Annotated in this window: 11 protein-coding genes and 4 pseudogenes; 11 read left to right on the top strand and 4 right to left on the bottom strand. The window is 58.3% G+C overall.

Features of this window, described 5'->3' with window-relative positions; all coding sequences use genetic code 11:
- The first annotated feature begins 39 nt into the window (after positions 1-39).
- From BM118_RS07300 to BM118_RS07290, 3 genes are all read left to right on the top strand, one after another.
- A complete protein-coding gene (locus BM118_RS07300) occupies positions 40-1,707 on the top strand; it encodes a GumC domain-containing protein (protein ID WP_092183529.1) in 1,668 nt (555 codons plus the stop codon).
- Positions 1,708-1,778: 71 nt separating this feature from the next.
- Positions 1,779-2,702, top strand: coding sequence for a glycosyltransferase family 2 protein (locus BM118_RS07295; protein ID WP_092183527.1), 924 nt, complete (start codon positions 1,779-1,781; stop codon positions 2,700-2,702).
- A gap of 73 nt (positions 2,703-2,775) precedes the next feature.
- Positions 2,776-3,501 carry an FkbM family methyltransferase gene (locus tag BM118_RS07290; protein ID WP_092183525.1) on the top strand — a complete coding sequence of 242 codons (726 nt, stop codon included), beginning with the start codon at positions 2,776-2,778 and terminating at the stop codon, positions 3,499-3,501.
- Between the two features lie 36 nt (positions 3,502-3,537).
- On the opposite strand, the gene BM118_RS07285 is transcribed toward BM118_RS07290, so the two are convergent.
- From BM118_RS07285 to BM118_RS07275, 3 genes are all read right to left on the bottom strand, one after another.
- Positions 3,538-4,824, bottom strand: coding sequence for a lipopolysaccharide biosynthesis protein (locus tag BM118_RS07285; RefSeq protein ID WP_143099438.1), 1,287 nt, complete (start codon positions 4,822-4,824; stop codon positions 3,538-3,540).
- 221 nt (positions 4,825-5,045) lie between these two features.
- On the bottom strand, positions 5,046-6,056 hold the full coding sequence (locus tag BM118_RS07280; protein WP_092183521.1) for a glycosyltransferase family 2 protein: 1,011 nt from the start codon (positions 6,054-6,056) through the stop codon (positions 5,046-5,048).
- 415 nt (positions 6,057-6,471) lie between these two features.
- Entirely contained in the window at positions 6,472-8,964 is a 2,493-nt protein-coding gene (locus tag BM118_RS07275) for an Ig-like domain-containing protein (protein ID WP_143099437.1), read from the bottom strand.
- A gap of 803 nt (positions 8,965-9,767) precedes the next feature.
- Between BM118_RS07275 and BM118_RS42210 the strand changes: the two are divergent.
- Positions 9,768-10,835: pseudogene (locus BM118_RS42210) on the top strand (acyltransferase family protein); the annotation flags it as partial.
- Between the two features lie 225 nt (positions 10,836-11,060).
- A complete protein-coding gene (locus tag BM118_RS42205; protein WP_441299750.1) occupies positions 11,061-11,972 on the top strand; it encodes an aldo/keto reductase in 912 nt (303 codons plus the stop codon).
- Positions 11,973-12,021: 49 nt separating this feature from the next.
- Here the strand turns inward: BM118_RS42205 and BM118_RS07265 are convergent, their stop codons facing one another.
- Positions 12,022-13,281 carry an acyltransferase family protein gene (locus tag BM118_RS07265; RefSeq protein WP_244550075.1) on the bottom strand — a complete coding sequence of 420 codons (1,260 nt, stop codon included), beginning with the start codon at positions 13,279-13,281 and terminating at the stop codon, positions 12,022-12,024.
- A gap of 162 nt (positions 13,282-13,443) precedes the next feature.
- Here BM118_RS07265 and rfbF point away from each other — a divergent pair, with 162 nt between their 5' ends.
- The 6 genes and pseudogenes from rfbF to BM118_RS42650 all read left to right on the top strand — a co-directional run.
- Entirely contained in the window at positions 13,444-14,286 is an 843-nt protein-coding gene (gene rfbF, locus BM118_RS07260; RefSeq protein WP_092183512.1) for a glucose-1-phosphate cytidylyltransferase, read from the top strand.
- Positions 14,234-15,358 (top strand): NAD-dependent epimerase/dehydratase family protein, encoded by a 1,125-nt coding sequence (locus BM118_RS07255; protein WP_244550074.1) that lies wholly within the window; start codon positions 14,234-14,236, stop codon positions 15,356-15,358. The genes rfbF and BM118_RS07255 overlap by 53 nt, the downstream gene beginning before the upstream one ends.
- 291 nt (positions 15,359-15,649) lie before the next feature.
- On the top strand, positions 15,650-16,420 hold the full coding sequence (locus tag BM118_RS07250; protein WP_092183510.1) for a LuxR C-terminal-related transcriptional regulator: 771 nt from the start codon (positions 15,650-15,652) through the stop codon (positions 16,418-16,420).
- 219 nt (positions 16,421-16,639) lie between these two features.
- A pseudogene (locus BM118_RS07245) lies at positions 16,640-17,723 on the top strand (IS630 family transposase).
- Between the two features lie 156 nt (positions 17,724-17,879).
- Positions 17,880-18,183, top strand: a pseudogene (locus BM118_RS42740) (IS256 family transposase); the annotation flags it as partial.
- Between the two features lie 320 nt (positions 18,184-18,503).
- Positions 18,504-18,797, top strand: a pseudogene (locus tag BM118_RS42650) (hypothetical protein); the annotation flags it as partial.
- Positions 18,798-18,803 lie beyond the last annotated feature (6 nt).

The following is an 18,803-nucleotide window of genomic DNA, read 5'->3' as shown; positions in this document are numbered from 1 at the left end:
ACGGGAGCGCCCTATCCGGGACCGACCTGTCGGATCAACATGTCGGGAATTGCCAAGTCTGAGTTGACGATCGTCAATACCCGTCTGAACGCTTCGGTTGACCTTAAGCTGTCAGAAGAATTGGAGTCGACAGTGGAACGTGGCACCAGCAGTGTATTAGCCAGCGCGTTCGGTCTGTTATGGCGTCGGCAATGGGTCATATATCTATGCCTATTGCTGACGTCCGGCGCGGCCTTTCTTTACTACGCTGCGGTTGGAGACCGCTACGAAGCATACGTCTTGCTTCGCGCCGGGCAGGGGATCAAGGAACGATCTTCCAGTAACACGGCGGCGACGCCGTTCGGGGAGGGCGTTGACCTCCAAAGCCGAATGGAATCACTGTCGCGCATCGCCAAGATCGATCTGGTCATCCTGGAGGCGGCGAAGAATGTCGGTTACGAGAGACTATCGTCCGACTCAAACCCGACGCTCCTGGCCAGAGTTATGGCCTGGGGAAGGGAGATTGATCTTCGAGACGTGTTCGCCAAAGAGACTGCAGAACCGAAGGCGCAGGCGAAGCCGGTTGACGAGACGGAAGAGGACATCGAGCGCAACCAAGCGGGCATTCTCAGCTTGCGAGACCGCGTGAACGCGAAACAGGAGGGGCGCTCCGATCTATTGAGGATAACATTCCGTCACAGGGATCCGGTGGTCGCCGCGAGCTATCTGAACGAGCTCGCGAACGCGTTGGTCACCGTGCAAAGCCTCGACGTGCAAATGCCAGGTGCACAGGAGTTCTTCCAGCAGCAAACGAAGCGGCTGGAGGAGGATGCCGAGATAGCAGCTGCAGAACTGAAGCGCTTCTCCGTCGAGGCCTCGATCTATGCCGTCGACGACCAGCGGCAGCTGCTTCTCAAGCGTGCCAGTGATCTGTCTGCACTGATCGCCACGACGCGAGGAGCGATCGAGGACAAGAAGGGGCAGAAGCTGTCGGTCGCCGATCAATTGGCCGTATTGCGGCCCGTTGCGCAGAACAAGGCCGTCAGTCGGATGGTAACCACGCTCGGAGGGCAGGATGGCCGTAAGGGTCTTGACCCGGTCGCAAAGCCGCCGGAGCAGTTTGAGGAGCAGCCGCCGTTGCTTCTGATCAAGGTTTACCAGGACAACATGGCAACGCTGATGAAGCTGAATGCCGAACTCAATGGGCAGATGGAGCTCCTGAATCAGCTCGGTACCGAGCTCGAGAAGGTAAACAAGGAGCTGGCGTCGCTTTCCGCAAAGGAAGCAGAATACGGGAGATTGAAACGAGTTCTCACAACCGCGTCGTCGGCCGCCGCACAGTATGCAACTCGTATTCTCGAAGAGCAGATAAGCTCCGAAGTGGCCAAGAAGAGCCAGCTCTCCAGTCTTAGAGTGGTGCAGAAGGCGATAACGCCAAAAGAGCCGATGTTTCCGCAAGCCTCGCAGCTTGTCGCATTGGCAGTCGCTGGCGGAATTCTGCTTGGCTTAGGTGGCATCTTCGGTCCCGAGCTCGCTAAGAGCACCATGTATCCGGCGTCAAACCCGGTCACCGCCGTTGAGGATCACGATCCGATCAAGAACTTGCTGATGGCCGTTCAAAGAGGGGATGGGGTGAGGGGGCTTCATCCCGTCGGATGGGCCGACTACGAGGAAAACGGCGGCGGGATTGGCGCACGATCACCCAGAATGCCTCCACTGAAGGGGTGAATAGAATAGTGCCATGAGAGTGCCATGTGACGCGTGGGTAGCCGTCGCCGGTACCAAGGGTAATCCTCGACATGAAGATATTCAGCATTTGTTGCGTTCGAGACGAGAACGACATTGTCGGCGAGACGTTGAAAGCGGCTCTTGAATGGAGCGATCGGATCTTCGTTTTTGACAATGGAAGCGTCGATGGAACCTGGGAGACGCTTCAAGACCTCGCGAATTGCTATCCCAAGATCGAGCTTGTTGGCCACGACGGTCGGACGTTCACCGATGAGCTCCGTGGGGAAATATTTGAAACGCGACGGCACGTAGCGTCGCCGGGGGACTGGTGGTGCAGGCTCGATTCTGACGAGTTCTTTATCGATGATCCGGCGCAGTTCCTTCAGAACGTGCCCCAAAGCTATGGCTTCGTTCTTTCGGCGACAATGAATTTCTATTTCACGGACGCCGATTTGAAGAACTACGAAGAGAACCCGGCTGAATGGCTCGCCCGCCCCGTGCAGGAGCGGCTCAGGTACTATCAGAACAACTGGAGCGAACCGCGATTCGTTCGCCATCGAGGCGATCTCCGTTGGGGCGGACTGATCTGGCCACATAATCGCGGACGGACATCTTCATCGCGGATACGTTTGAAGCATTTCCCATATCGCTCGCCGGCGCAGATATCCAAGCGACTGGCGATACGTCAACAGCAGCCGGGGCTGTTCAAGCACGAGGCGAACCGAGCGCTTGCGAAGGGCTTGCAGCCTGACTGGATGGAAAAAGGTCCAATCCCCCTGCATGAGCTGGCCTCCTGGCGCGATCGCGTGAGAGAGGCCGCTGAATGTGACGTTGATCGGGGCGATGGAATGTTCTTCACGCGCGATGACCTGATGCCGCCACTTCCGTCGCCGGCCTTGGACCTGGTGAAGGTCGGCCTGCGGCGGACCCAGGTAGGGAGAGCAATTGTGTCACCGCTCCTGAGATGGCGTCGAAGCCAATTCGGCAGGCGGTGAGCCGTCTGTCCCATCTCCGCGCGATATCAACGGCCGAACCGAGCTGGACGAAAACTGACAGGAGCAGAGAAACATGGTGGTGAAAGACCGACTGAAATCGTTCGTGAGGTCAGCAGGATACGAAATTCGCCGTCATCATCCGAATTTGGCGGAGTTCCTCCGATCCCGTTCCGTAAACCTTGTTCTGGACGTCGGAGCGAACGAGGGCCAGTTCGTACACGATCTCAAATCGCAAGGTTATGCAGGGAGGATCGTCTCCTTCGAGCCTGTGGTTGATGTGTTCAAGAGACTCGAGAAAGGGTGCGAGGCCGATCGGAAATGGGAGTGCCGAAACTTGGCGCTGGGCGATGTCAACGGCATCATCCAGATCAATGTGAGCAGGAACACGGCCATGAGCTCGATCGTCAACCAGACAGAGATCGGTCGGAGCAGCATCTACGAATCCCAAGTGGTTCGCGTCGACAAGGTCCAGATCGCCACGCTCGATTCGATATTTGAGGAGTTCGTCGGCGATCGTGTTTTCCTGAAGGTTGATACGCAGGGATTTGAGCAGAGCGTCCTGCGCGGGGGTGCAAACTCCCTCCATCGCCTGCTTGGCGTTCAACTCGAATTGCCCCTGATCCATCTTTATGAGGATACCTGGAAGTTCGATGAAGCACTCCGCTTCATGCGAGAGGCTGGCTTTACGCTGAGCCAGCTGCGTCCGGTGACCTACTACTCCCGGGATCCAGCGTCGCTGCTCGAGGTAGATTGCCTATTCAGGCGGACTGACTACGCCGATGGTCTCAGCTACGACTAATTGCCGAACATTCCTGAGTTCGCTCTGAATCTGCAATTAGGCGCCCACTCGGCGGGAATAGGCGTTCGAGATCGGGAAGCCGAACAGCAACCAGTAGCGCCATAGTGCCATGATGAGCGACGTCAACAGGATTGCCGCTCCGGCGCCATGAAGTCCGGCGAGCGGCAACAGCGCCAATTGCGCTATCACCAGAACCCCTACCGAGGCCAGGTTCGTGACCGTCGTCAGGCGGTCAAGATGCGCTGTAAACAAGGCCAAGACGCCGAAATCGGCCATATAACGAACAGCCAGTCCAGCTACGATCAACCAGAATGCCGACCACTGGGCGACGAGCGCGGGCTGAGCGACCCATGGCAGAAGGACCTGGAAGGTAAATCCGACCGCCGTGCTGAGCGCAGCGGTCGCGAGCGCGGTTGTCCGCAGGAAGCGCCAGGCCAGCTGACGGTGCGCCGAGGGGCCGCCAGTCCGATATGCGCTGATCAGCGATGGGCGCTGCTTTTGTTGAAGGACCAGAGCCAGGAAGGTGGTTGCGGAACTGCCGACCGTCCAGAAAAGGAAGTAGATGCCGGCGACTTTCAAACCCAGGAACAGTGTGATCAGGTAGCGGTCGATATACTGGCTCGTAATAAAGCCGAGGTCGCTCAACAGCATGAGGAAGGACTTTCGGATCGCGTCGGTGATCACTGACCGTCTGAACGGCCGGGAGAAGGATACCAGCCATGGCCATGACCGGCTCAGGAAAGCGAACAGCCCCACCGAGGCAACGCCTCCCACCAACCAGAAGCCGAACAGATACGGAAGCGATCTGAAGCTGGTGTCCCAAATGGCGAGCGGAACATAGAAGAGGATCCAGGCCGCGCCGCGGATGAAACCGATGGCGTTCGCCCAGACGTGCCGCTGCAGGCTGGAAAGGAGGTAGAAAATGTCGTTGCCAACATGCTCGAACATGATCACGGCGACGATGAGGATCCAGAGAGGCGGAATGCCGAAGAGGACGGTGACCAGCGTCGTGATCGTCAGAAGAACCGCGTACGCTAAGACCACGAAGCACCAATAGTGGCGCATGCTGTCGATCATTTCGCTGGTGGAGGCCGTTACGGCGTCGCGCATCAGCAGGTGGTTCATACCGAGATTGACCACGATCGGAACGGCTGCGATCGCGCCGGCGGCGAGGCCATAGAGACCCAGCGACGACAGATCAAGATAGCGGGCAATGAACAGGGTGAGGCCGAATTTGCAGCCCATGACGCTCGCCCGCATGGCCATGACCATTAAATCGACGAGGAGGCGGCTGGGTGAGTCGGGCAAGGCTGGTGTGCTCATGATGCAGGCAAGGAATCAGGCATAACAGATCACCATCGCATTCATCTCGCGTCCGGTCCGCTCGATCGGAAAACCAATGACTTTCGGGGCAGCCTATGGTGCAAGAGCCGGCCGAATTTGAGAGGCATCAATAACGGTTTAGGCAGACAAGCTGTGGCCGACCGTGCGATTGCTGTCAGACGCGTGGGCCGGGAGACGGGCCACAATCCGTGCCGTTGCCGTCAAGCGAGTTGTTCCGGGGTGCTGCGCCTCAGGCGACGCAGGCGGGCGGCGAGAAACGGCGGACAAAGGGCGACAGCAACAAAGCGAAGGACGGCTTGCAGGCTCACGCCGTGGAGATCCCGACGAAATTGCCAAGCCACGCTCGACATCTCCACTATGCTCGCACCGCCCTTACGAAAATCTGTCAGCGTGATCAGTCCCCGACGCGCAAAGCAGCGCTGGGCCTGGAGCTGAATGGTTTTGCGCAGCTGTGTGTCCTGGACACTGGATTCCGCAGTCTGCGCGATCAAATCGGCTACCTTGCGTCCGTCGTGCAGAAGCTGTTCCACCCCCAATCGAGCCGTCTCGGAATCGTCGTGATAGGTGTAGGTCGCGCAGGCCTCGTTGATGAGACCTGCTTTGCCGAGAAGTAGCAGCGGCGCCCATGCAGCGACGTCGGCTGTGTGCGGTAGATCCAGCGGGATGCCGCCGCGCTCGCGCAGGAGGGCAGTGCGCATCACTACGCCGCATACATTAACGGTGATCTGGTCGGTCAGGAACGCATTCAGAATCGTGGTGCCGTCCCGAATGCCGGTATCGAGAGTCCGACTGACGCGCGGCGGGCGCGTCTGGCCGAGCGAGGCCGCATGTAGATTGCTTAGGGTAATGACGATTGGAAGTTGCGGGTATTGGTCAATGAGGGCCACGCATCGCTCGAGCAGCGACGGCATTATTCTGTCGTCATCGGAGACGAGGATGATGTATTCGCCTCGGGCATTCGCGAGACATGCATTCCAATTCGGGAGCAGGCCGATGTTCGTTTCCTGGGTGATGACGCGCAATCGTGGGTCGCTAAATTCGTCCAAGGTCTGTGCGGTATCGTCGGGCGAAGCATTGTTCGAAACGAGGACTTCGAAATGGGGGTAGGTCTGCGCCAGGGCTGACGCAATGCATCCCTTCAATAGGGCGGCCCGGTTATACGTGGGAATTGCAATCGTCACGTAGGGATGGCTTGTCGTGGCCGAAGGCATACGACTCGCCATCGCATTCGCATGGTTCGAGGGCAGACACTCCGTGATATTTGCCGAATGTGTCATGGAATTTCGATTGTCAGACGTGTCGTCGCGGCAATCGCCATGAGAGGCTCGATCCGGTGTTGCTTGGTTCCCGACCGGAAGTGAACTTGCTGGAATGCACGGCCGGCTCCTCCCACGTGTGAAATCGCACAAAGGCGTCATGGACGGCGAACGGCATCATTCTGGGCGCGCCCGGCATCATCTAAACTGCGACAGACGGGGTCCGAGTTGACGGCTATCAATTCCGTCGGCCGTTGTTCGCCAGGCCGCGGCTGCTTGCGTGAGGGCGTTCCGCGCGGGCGGACGCAAAACAAAATGCGGGGGCCGTGAAACGGCGCCCCGAGGTTTTGTCTATCCCATTGCGAGAAAACTAGTGTTGGGCAGGCAACGAGAGCGTCTGCACGAGTGAAGCGTTCGGATCGACCGCGAGAGGCCCGTTCGTCACGGCGCCGGCTGTGGTCGCATCGGTCGCGGTATACTGGCTCAGTAGCGCGAACGCCTGATTTGCACTGCTCAGCAGAGACGCCGAGGCAGAGCTCGCGGGCTTTGCAACCAAAGACACATTGTCATAGCTCGCGCCGAGCCCGTCACTGCCTTGGCCCGCAACCTCGCGGAATGTCACGCGATCCTGTCCGCCTGTACCCGTCACCGTGAAATCATAGTTTTGCCAGGTGCTGTCGGGCGGAACGACCCCAAGGATCGAGCCATTCCAGAGGACTTCGATCGAGCAGGTCGAGCTTGTGAAGCCCGGCCGCGAGCGCGCATCGAAGGAAAGAACGTATTGCTGGCCGGCCACGGTTTCCACATCCTGGTAAAGCCCGTCGCGAGCTCCGGCATAGTCCAATTCGCCGTAATTGACGCCGTCACTTGCTTTCACGCCGTTCAGATTATTCCAGAGCTCGATGGTTCCGCCACTGATGGCGTGCCAGCCCGGAATAGCATCGAAGGCCCCCCAGCGGCCGGCTTGGAGGGGCGCCAGCGAAGATGATTCGAACGATCCGTTCACCAGGAGATTCTTATCCGCGGCCCCCGGTAGTGAATCGGCCGGCGTCGCCGTGGCGACGGTGAGTTGGATATTGTCATAGAGGGCACCCAGACCGTCGCTACCCTGGCTGGCTACCTCGCGGAAGGTAAGGCGATCGTTGCTGCCGGTGCCCACGACCTTGAAATCATAGGCGTCCCAACTACTGCTAGGTGGAACGGTCGCAATGACTGAGCCATTCCACAACACTTCGATCGAGCAGGTCGCGCCGGTGAAGCCGGGTCGTGACCGCGCATCGAAGGACAGTTGATAGACTTGTCCCGCGACGGTCTTGACGTCCTGGTAGAATCCATCTCGCGCGCCGGCATAGTCGAGCTCGCCAAAATTGCCGCCGTCGCTGGCCTTGACCCCACCAAGATTGTTCCAGAGCTCGATCGTGCCGCCGGAGATCGCGGTCCAGCCGGACACCGACTTGTAAGCTCCCCAACGGCCGCCAGCGAAGGGCGCCAAGGCCGTTGCCTCGAATGACCCGTTGACCAGCAAGTTGTTTCCATTTGCCGGTGGTGAGGTGACGGGCGCGCTCACCGTCACATTCAGTGCGGCAGATTTCGAGCTGACGTTGCCCGCAGCGTCAGTGGCCATCGCAGCAAAGGCATGGTTCCCGGCAGCCAACTGGGCCGTTGTCAGGCTCCAGGCGCCGCCCGCGTCAGCTTTGGTCGTGCCAATCACGGTCGTTCCCTCAACGACCTTAACCGTGCTGCCCGCTTCCGCCGTGCCGCTCAACGTCAGTTGCCTGGTGTTCGTCGTCCTGGCCGCGACGGTACCACTATCCGGTGTGAATGCCGTGATCCTGGGGGCCACCGGCGCCAGCGTGTCCACAAGGATACTGCGAGCAGCGGATTTTGAACTGACGTTGCCTGCAGCGTCTGTGGCGGTTGCGGTGAAAGCATGATTGCCGTCCGGTAATTGGGCTGTGGTTAGGCTCCAGGTGCCGCTCGCACTGGCCTTGGCCGTGCCAATCACGGTGGTGCCCTCAAATACCTTGATGGTGCTGCCCGCTTCTGCCGTTCCGCTCAACGTCAATTGCTTGGCGTTGGTGACGTTGTCTCCGGCGGTACCTGTATCCGGCGTGAGTGCGGCTATCGTGGGCGATGCCGGTGCCACCGTGTCGGAAGGCTCGACTGGAGGTGAAGATCCAAGCAACGGCGGAGGCAAGTCTGCCTGGAACGCCGCAGTGCTCAGGGAATAGTAACCGATCGTCTTCCACTGGGTTGATAGCTCAACCCAGTTGCTGCCTCCGACACCTGGATTGTTGCTGTGGTCGGCAAGAAACGGAGCCGTCGCGTTGCGCCACCAGTCCACGCCGACCATGCCCACCAGATTCGCGTTGGCATCGGTCGTCCTCATATCCATCTGGACGTAAACGCCGTCGACCGTACCGGCCATGTAGGTCCCGCGCGATCCATACCAGAAATGATCGTTGTATCCGGTCGAAGGCGCATCAAAGCTCGCCGCTCCGTTTGACAGCCGAGTCACCGTCATCGGATAAGCTGAGTTGCCGGCGAAATCAGAGACGAAATGCCCGCCTCCGATGCCAAGCTTTGACTGGTCCTGGACCAGCACCCACTGACCGGTCTCCTTGATATGAACGTAGGTTTTTGCGTTCGCGACTTCGACGTCCGCACCTGGAGACGCGGGAGTGCCTTCTTCCGTATAGACCTGCCCCCAACCTTCGACCGCGGTGAAGCCGGCAGGCGGTGTCATTTGACCACCGGGATTCCAACCCTTGTACCAACTGTAGCTGTGCGGAACGCCGGCAGGATACCCCTCGCTCTGCCCAAGCGTGTTCTGTTTGATCAGCTCCGATAACGAAATCCCCATTTCACTTTCCTAGTCGTTCGAATGCGTGGATGTGAGACAGCATTCAAGGCTGCCCGCGAACGTGCGGGGACAGAAGGTACGATCGACGTCACGCCGTTCGCGCCAACTAAACGCTGTTTCTGCTGATACTCGAAAGTTGCAAGAACCGGCCGGACGCCCTGCGGCCATCGTCTCGCATTACCGAAATCGGACTTGCCGAATCACCTTGAGCCTTTCCAAAAAGCATGAACCAAGCCGCAGTAAAGTTCAATCGACGCGCCGCAACGAAATTTTCGCAGATTCCCTGATTGCACTCATTTTGAGCACCGGCCGTCAGCGCAACGACCTGCAAATGCAACCCGGCGCATTCGCGAGTTCACGCTTGCAACAGAATCTGTCGTCAATGTGATTGATTTGTTGCGGAATGGGGTGGCAGTGAGGCGTTCTCTCATCATTACCGTCTAATGGTGACGTTTGCCGCTTGAGGCAGCAGGAGCTGTTTGATCACCACGTTTGCTATCACGAGGAAATACCGGCTGTTTTTGTGTTTCGCTCGCTGTGGTGTGGTCGCATGTTGAGCGCATTGCGTCGAATTGTCCCGCCTCGGTGAGACGCATGCCGCTTCTGACATTTGAAGCTTTGAGCATCGACCCTTCGACGAGTGCGGTGGTCGAAATCCGTGCGACGAGAGGTGTCCGCATCTCTTATTGTTGCACCGCTCATTATTGAGCATCGTCAACTCGATTGGAACGGTTGGGTCTAAGCGAGAGGGATGGCGTCTCTTCTGTGGTTCGCCGAAAAGGGTTCGAGACGGAAGGCATCACGTGATCGGCTTTCGTGCACAGACCGGAATTTCGAATGTTCTATCCGACTGGCTCGATCTTGCGCGCGGCCTCGCTGCCGTCGAGGTCCTAGCATTCCATTCCTATCAGTTGATGTTCATGGAGAAGCTGCCGGGCGAGGGTTACGACCCGGCAATGAGAGCGGTCTATTCCATTCTGTGGGCCGCAAGCGCGAATGGCCCCGCGGCTGTTCTCGTTTTCTTTGTTTTGAGCGGTTACCTTGTGGGAGGGCCCGCTCTGGTTAGAGCCTTGCGAGGACGGCCGAACGCTGTCGACTATTTCTCGGCGCGCTTATCGCGCCTCTATGTCGTGCTCCTGCCCGCGCTGACCTTATCCTTCTGCCTCTATATCTCGGCGCGGCAGTCAGCGGGGTGGCAGGTATATGTGTCCTCGCATCAGGACCTCTACAACAATGCGGTCATCTTTCACGCGCCTGTTGGCGCAGCCGCTGCGATCTGCAACGGCCTGTTTCTCCAGACGATAGCCTGTTCGGAATTCGCAGGAAATGCCGCCCTCTGGAGCTTGTCGAACGAGTTCTGGTACTATGTGCTGTTTTTTGCGCTGATTTCGGTGCGTAAGAAACCGGCCTACATCGCGATGATCGTCACGGTCTTCGGGCTGTTTGCGCTCGCCGAACACCATGACACCGGCGGTACGCATATCGGTCTGAAATTCATCTTCTTTTTCTTCATCTGGTGCCTCGGCGTGATCGCCTATGCGGTGGTTGCGCCGGCCTGGGCGTGGTGCTGCGGCTTTCTCTTGAGTATGACGGGACTGTATTTTCTCACATTGAAGGGCCTCTTCCCTCAATGGGCCTCGTTCAGCATGTCGGTCGGATTAGGCACGGCCGCATTCATTGTTGGCGCAGACCATCTGAAGGTGTCGCTGCCTTCATTTCTTCGAGCCGGCAGGGAGCTCGCAAAGTTCAGCTTCTCGCTCTATGCGATACACTATCCGATCCTGCTGCTCCTGAACGTCACCGTTGCCAGTGATCGCCAGGAATTCACGCTGGCCTCGATCGGGCTTAACGCAAGTTTCATCCTGGCCTGCCTGTTCACAGCGGCAATCTTCTATTGCGTTTTTGAAAGGCGCACCCCAACGATCCGTGACTGGTTGAAGGCTAAGATGCTTCGCGGCTGGATCGACGGCCCTCTGCTGCGTCCGACGGTGGTTGTTGACGCCGCCGCTCTGCCATACGTACTCGCATCTGATCGTGCCACGGCGCCCCCTGCTGCTGCTGGAGCCGGACCGTCCTTGCCGTCGGCTGCCTCTGGAATGCCGCTGAAGCAGGCAGAACGGTCGCGAGGGCACCTTGCAGCGGTTGCAACTCGAGTCCCGATGGCGTTGCTCAACGACGGTCATGTATTGCCCCAACTCGGCTTTGGAGCCTGGCAGATCGACAACGCGATTGCGCCGGAAGTCATCACATCCGCGATCAACGCAGGCTATCGCTTGATCGACACTGCTGCAGATTATGGAAACGAGAGCGGAGTTGGCGCGGCCCTGAAGCGGGTAAGAAACCAGTTCTACATCACGACGAAGCTTCGCAATGAGGATCAGGGATACGATCGGACAATGCGTGCGTTCGACGCAAGCTCTGCCAGGTTGCAACTCGACGTAGTCGATCTCTATCTGATCCATTGGCCATGCCCTCAACGGCGGGCATATATCGAGACTTGGCGCGCGCTCATCGAGCTCCAGAAGCAGGGACGTGTCCGGTCGATTGGTGTATCGAACTTCATGGCCGATCATCTGGAACGCATCGTGCATGAGACCGGCGTCGTACCGGCGGTCAATCAGGTCGAGCTGCATCCAGCGTTCCAACAGCGCGAGCTACGAAATTTCCACGACCGCTATGGCATCGTCACTCAGGCATGGAGTCCGCTTGGGCGGGGCGCGGCTCTCACCAATCCGAGAATATTGTCCATCGCAGAGCGGTGCGGCTGTTCGCCTGCGCAGATCGTGCTTCGCTGGCACTTCGAAAATGGCACGATCGCGATACCGAAATCGGCAAACGCGGCCCGCATGGCCGAGAACATCGACCTGTTCGACTTTGATTTGACCAGCGACGACCACGCGGTCATTTCGAGGCTCGATCGGCCTGATGGAAGGATCGGCCCCGATCCTGCGACCTATGGGCAAATGGGCTTATTTCGTCGACTGACCCGTCGCCTCTCGAGGACTTGAGGCAGCTCGGGTTTTGTTTTCCGTGGCTCCCCCGGTTGGCTCATATCGCTCAGTTTGTCGGAGCCGGCGGCTTGGCAGGCGCAGTACCAGCTTCAGCAGGGCGGCGAAACAGCAAACCCCACGCGGTTACGAGCATATACCGCACTCGATCCACGAGCATTGAGACGAACGCCAGGATCGGCTTCTTCCCCGCCATCACCCTGGATTCGAGCAGATGCCAGGATGCAATCGCGAAGATCGAAGTCACGGCAAGGCTGATCCCAAAATTGACGTACCAAATGCGGTAGTTCGGCAAGAGTTGGGAAACTGTTTGCTGAACGGGAAACCCGTAAAGATAGATGCCATACGAGTAATCGGCCACCCGGGTGACAGGTCCGATGTTGAAATTGAGTAGTCCGAAATACACCGTGAGGTAGCTGACGAAGAGTGCCGCCAGATCCTCTCCGGCGCGGTTCGAGGCGAGCACGGAAGCAACGAAGCCAACGAGGCTGACCAGAAGCAGCCAGCGCGAAAACACGATCCGGGCTCGATTCAGGAACAGCGCCACTCCGCACAGGAAGGCGAGAACTAGCATCCGGCCCGGCGGAGCGGCAGGCGAGGCGGGCTTCCCGCCAACAATGTCACGCAGCGCCAATGCGGTCACGACGAACAGGACTGCGAACAAGAAGAGCCGGCGACGCCTCGTCAAGCCGATTAACGCGGCCGCACTGATGGCAACATAACATTCGAGTTCGTGTGGAACGGTCCAAAGCTGGCTGTTCACCATGTTCGGTACGGGCAAGTCGGAAAAGACGCCGGGCAAATAAAAGTGAACGTCACCGATTGCATTGAGGAAATAGCGAAAGAAGGCGAGGTCGGTGAAATATTGCGACAAGGCGAGGTTTGTGAAGAGCGGGCCGATCAGCATAGCCGAGATCACGACTTCTGCAGTCAGGGCGGGGAATATCCTGATAACCCGCAGCGTGACGAACGCCGGAAGGCTGTTCCGCTCGAGGCTTCCTGCAACGAGGAATCCGCTGAGGGCAAAGAAGGCGGGGACGATAAGCCAGACAACGGGCTTCAATGATCCACCATAGAACCATTGCTCGGCGGGCAAACCGTAGCAAACCGCGACTGAGTGCCAAAGGATAACGGCGACTGCCAATGAGATGCGCAGGAGATCGAAACCCGCGGGCCGTCCCTTCGCCGCTTCCCACTTGTCACCGATCGATGTCATCGCGTGTTCTTCCGGGGTGGTAGGCGTTCGCCTCGATCTTTGAATATCGGCAGCGCAGATCGGCAAGTTGATGAACGTCAAATCGTTACGCACGCGAACGCTTGTGATGACGCGGTGAGCGGCATCAACCGATGTCGTTCTGCCGAGTTGACGGTCATCAACTTGGTCGTGCCCCAGCGAACTACGGTCCGAACTGCGCCATCCGAAAATGCATCTGCGCATGTTTCGGTCGGGAACCTAGGACAGGAGATCCCTATGAAGGTTGTTATTCTCGCCGGTGGCTACGGTACGAGATTGAGCGAGCAGACTTCGGTGGTACCGAAGCCGCTGGTTGAGATCGGCGGTCGTCCGATCCTGTGGCATATCATGAAGCTGTATTCCCATTATGGCCTCAACGAGTTCGTCATTTGCTGTGGCTACAAGGGCACGGTGATCAAGGACTATTTCATGAGCTACTTGTCTCACCAGGGAGACTTCACGCTCGACCTTCAGCGCAACCGCATCGAAATGCATCGAAACGGATCGGAGCCCTGGCAGGTGACGCTGGTCGATACCGGAGAGAAGACGATGACCGGGGGACGCCTCAAACGAGTGCGCGAGCATCTCGGGAATTCGACCTTCTGCATGACATACGGCGATGGCGTCAGCGACGTCGACATACGTGCGCTAATCAAATTCCACCATCAGCAGGGCGCCCTGGCGACGGTCACCGCCGTCCAATTACCCGGCCGCTTTGGCGCGATCAATCTCTCGTCTGATCGCCCCCGCGCGGCCGGCTTTCGCGAGAAGGGCGCGAGCGACGGTCAGGTCATCAACGGAGGTTTCTTCGTTGTCGAACCTCAGGCCCTCGATCTCATCGAAGACGACAGTACGAGCTGGGAAAACGAGCCGCTCGCCCGTCTGACCGAGCAGGACCAACTGGCTGTCTACAGGCACCCTGGCTACTGGCAGAACATGGACACCTTGCGCGACAAGGCCATTCTCCAGGATCTCTGGGATACCGGAGATCCACCCTGGTGCGTCTGGAATATGGGCGGCGCCGCAAATGGAAGCAGCAAAGTATCACACCCCGCAATCGCCGATCGGGCAACAATCTGAGGAGATGAAGCAGATGCGCGTTCTCTTCACTGGAGCTGACGGATATATCGGTGCGGTGCTCGGCCCGAGACTGCTTGAGCACGGTTACGATGCGATCGGGATCGACACGGGCCTCTATCGCCGCGGCTGGCTATTCGATGACGGCAGGACACGGCCAATGGTCATGTCGCGCGATACGCGGCAACTGTCGCCGTCTGATTTGGAGGGCTTTGACGCTGTGGTTCACCTGGCGGAGCTCTCTAACGATCCGCTGGGAGAGAATGATCCTGCGATCACGATGGAGATCAACCATCGCGGGTCCGTAGAATTTGCCCGCAAGTGCAGGGAGGCGGGAATCGGGCGATTCATCTACGCGTCCTCTTGCAGCATCTATGGGGCCGCCGGCAGCGAGGTGAAATCCGAGACGTCTTCTTGCGAGCCTCAGACGGCTTATGCGCGATGCAAAGTGCTCGTCGAGCGCGATCTCGTCGAACTGACTGACTCCCGGTTCACGCCCGTGTTTCTGCGTAACGCCACCGCGTTTGGAGCGTCTCCCCGGCAGCGCTTCGATCTCGTCCTGAACAACCTTGCGGGGTGGGCGTTCACAACAGGAAAAATTCGCGTCATGAGCGACGGCACCCCCTGTCGTCCGTTGGTCCACATCGAGGACATCTGCCAGGCCATCCTTTGCGCTCTAGACGCTCCCCGCGAGGCGGTTTGCGCCGAGGCGTTCAATGTCGGCGATGAAAGTCAGAATTATACGGTGCGCGAGATCGCGGAGATCGTTAACGACACTTTCACCGATTGCGATCTTTCGTTTGGCCCGAGTGGTCCAGACAATCGCAGCTATCGCGTCTCCTTTGCGAAGATTAGGGCCCACATGCCGGATTTCCGCTGCCAATGGAATGCGCAGCGCGGTGCGAGTCAATTGAGGGGGGTATTCCAGCGCATCCAACTAGACGAAGCGACCTTCAATGCCGCACCATTTACGCGCCTGTCGGAGCTTCGCCACCTGCAGCACACTGAGCAGTTGGATCTTCACTTGCGGTGGACGCCAATTCCCGAAATCCTTCCGGCGATTGCGCGCACTTAGTGTCCGCGAAAAGGTTCGCGTATTTGTCTGCCGACGCCGATGGAGCCATATCGAGACCCATCGGGGCGGCAGCGTCGGGAAACGAATTGTTATAATCAGTTGACTTTTCCTCAACTAATCATAGTATTTGTGCGATGCGGCAATCCCGATTGGGGGGCGGCATATACCTGGAGGGAAGCGACACCGAGCAAAAGTACCGATCGGTGAAGGCGTTTTGTCGTTTTATCAGTTCAAACTGCCAACGATGTGAGAGTCCCGGGTAAGAGTACGGGATTGCTCGGAGATTGAGCAGTGCCAGTCATTCTAATAGTTGATCAGCACAGTGTTTATCGTAGTGGTCTCCGAGATGTAGTTGAGGCCCGGTTTAAGAAGTCCCGCGTCATAGACACGTCACAGCTCGAGAATTTTGAGCTGGAGACAAGCATCGATTTGATCCTGATTGATCTAGGTTGTCTCAATCAACGTTCGCTCGCGGTTCTCTCGGAAGTCGTCGACTTGAGACCCGCTACTCGTATTGCAGTGATGTCGGCTTCAAGCAGCCGCGCGGACGTGCTGAAATGTCTTTCGGCTGGCTTTCATGGATTCTTGCCCAAGCTTCAGTCGGATGAGGAATTGCTGTCCGCGGTCGGCGATTTGCTGTCTGGACGCATCTATGCTCCGCGGTGGCTGGCCGATGATGATGTGGGCCGACCAGAGCCCCCTCAGACGGTCAACTTCAATTTGGAATCCCTGCGGTTGACACGCCGGCAGAACGAAATTCTTCCGCTGCTGGCCCAAGGAATGTCGAACAAAGAGATTGCGCGCGAGCTAAGCATCGCGGAAGGAACCAGCAAGATCCATACAGCGGCGCTCCTGCGCGCGCTTTGTGCCCGTAATCGGACGGAGGCGGCCTTTATAGCCGCGAAGTTGGTCGGGCCAAGGGACAGGTTGGCTAGCAGAATGAGAAGCAAGAGGTTCTCGATCGACCGGGGTAATGGCTCAGGCCCAGGTTCGGAGTTGATCGTTGGCGATCGATGGGCGCAGCCCACGGACAGGCCTCTCTTTCGAAGACCAGCCGGGTGATCGCTGCAATTTCCAGCTCGCGCGCGCCTGGCAACAACGTCTTGCTCGGCGCCGGCTACTAGAGATGCAATCCCCAGGCCGTGTCCTCGGTGATGGTGGGGCTCGGTAGGGCAAAGCCGTCCCTACGCGCGCCTGAGATCTCGTCCTAGTCATCTGGAACGCAAGTTCGTCACATTAGTTGATAGCTCGAATCTCTACGGAGGAGAGAGCTCGTGGCTAATCCAGGCGAGCGAGGCCGTTAGTCCGCAGGAGCGGGCGTACTTGGAGAGGCAAGTTCGTCGTCATCGCGTTGCCCGATCGCTATCTGAGCGATGCCGCGCGATCCTGCGATGCGCAGATGGATTGCCAAGCAAGTCTGTGGCTGCCGAACTCGGCCTCCACGAACACACCGTTGGCAAGTGGCGTCGCCGATTTTTGAAGGACCGCTGTGATGGCCTGCTTGACGAGGCTCGCCCTGGCCGCCCTCGAACCATCAACGACGATCAGGTTGCCGCGGTGATCGAGCGGACGTTGCGGACGACGCCAGCCGATGCGACGCACTGGTCGATCCGCTCGATGGCTGCGGAAACCGGCTTTTCCCACACCACGATCCGCCGAATGTGGGCGGCGTTCGGCTTGCAGCCGCACCGTAGCCAGACATTCAAGCTATCGAGCGATCCGCTGTTCGTCGACAAGGTACGCGACATCGTCGGGCCTTTCCCTATCCCCACCGAACCGAGCTCTTGTCCTCAGCATCGATGAGAAAAGCCAGATTCAGGCACTCGATCGCGAGCAGCCGGTCTTGCCGATGATGCCCGGCGTACCGGAACGTCACACGCACAGCTATGTGCGCCATGGTACGACCACGCTGTTTGCCGCGCTCGATGTCGCCTCGGGGTTCGTCATCGACAAATGCTACAAGCGCCACCGGGCAGTCGAGTTCTTGAAGTTTCTAAAAGAGATCGATGCTCAAGTTCCTGAAGGCCTCGATGTCCATATCGTCATGGACAACTACGCCACCCACAAGACGCCCAGGATCAAAGCGTGGCTCGGCCGCCGGCCGCATTATCATGTCCACTTCACGCCGACTTCCGCGTCATGGATCAATCAGGTCGAACGCTGGTTCGCTGAGCTCACCAGAAAGCAGATCCAGCGAGGTGTTCACACCTCCGTCAGGCAGCTCGAGGCCGACATCCGTACCTTCATCGACCTGCACAACAAAAATCCCAAGCCCTTCAAATGGACCAAGTCCGCAGACCAGATTTTGGCTTCCGTCAAACGCTTCTGCCACAAAGCCCAGCAGACTTTATGTGGCGAACTTTAGATTCACGTGACTAGCGGGTCGGCAGATTTGTGGTGGACACTGGAGAGTCGTCGGTAGGATCGGGTTGCGACACGCCAACGCAACCGAGGAACCACCGATGATCGACGATATCATGAATCTCCGCACGCTCGTGGACCAACAAGGTGAAAGCCTTGCCGTCCGATCGAGGGCGACTGGCCATATCTGTGGATCGACGCCGCCTAAGTGAAGGGCGAGCCAGCAGGGATGCATCGTCCCGGTCGCGGCGATCGTCGCGGTCGGCGTCAACGGCACGGCCGGCGCGAGGTTCTCGGCAACGGATATTCAGCTTCCTCGAGGTCGACGCGGCCTTCGCGGCGTCGTCTCCGCCCCCAACGAGGACAAGGTTCTCAACGCCAGCTGGCAGCGTTGCCGCGTCAACCTCATGCGCAACGCTCTGGCGCACGCGACTGGTCGCCATGGGAATTCTGGGAACCTCGTGGGGGCTCGCAGCTTCGGATGAAATCGTGCAGCAAGGGCAATTGCACTCCTCAACCGCAACTCTTCCCAAAAATCGATCCGACAGAAGACGCTGTGTAATTGGGCACAGGTGGTACACGCGTGAGCACTTTCACTGCAAGCTTGCACGAGATTTTTGCTCTTTTGAGCGCGGCATAGGCAGCGAATAGTTTTTTCGCCGGACGGACTAGTCCAGCCGGCTTATACGGAACCTGTAGAATCCTAACGCTTTAGCCTGAATATCCTTCGGATTAGGTCCGCCTACACTTCAACGTATTGGGTTACGTATTGAGGTGAATTCAAATGCTTACAGAATCCGTTTTACTTCAGGGTAAACCTTCTTCGCAAATTCATAGATCGACCAACGTTCCCGATTTTCGACGCCCGTCTACGTCCTTCGTGCCTCGCTGCAGGGCTCTCTTTTGGGAAGGAGAGGAAGAAGCTCAGAAGATCGAGATCGTTGAGGGGGTCGTACGGGCAGTCCGCCTTCTTGAGAACGGAAATCGCCAGATACTTGCTTTCTACTGGCCCGGCGATGTCGTTATGCCGACCCATTCAACCCATCAGCAGTTTACCGCAGAGGCCGTGACAGATTGTCGCGTT

It is taken from the genome of Bradyrhizobium sp. cf659, from assembly GCF_900113725.1.
Taxonomy (GTDB): Bacteria; Pseudomonadota; Alphaproteobacteria; order Rhizobiales; family Xanthobacteraceae; genus Bradyrhizobium.
Note: the sequence above shows the minus strand (reverse complement) of the source record. Positions and strands in the feature narration are given on the sequence as shown.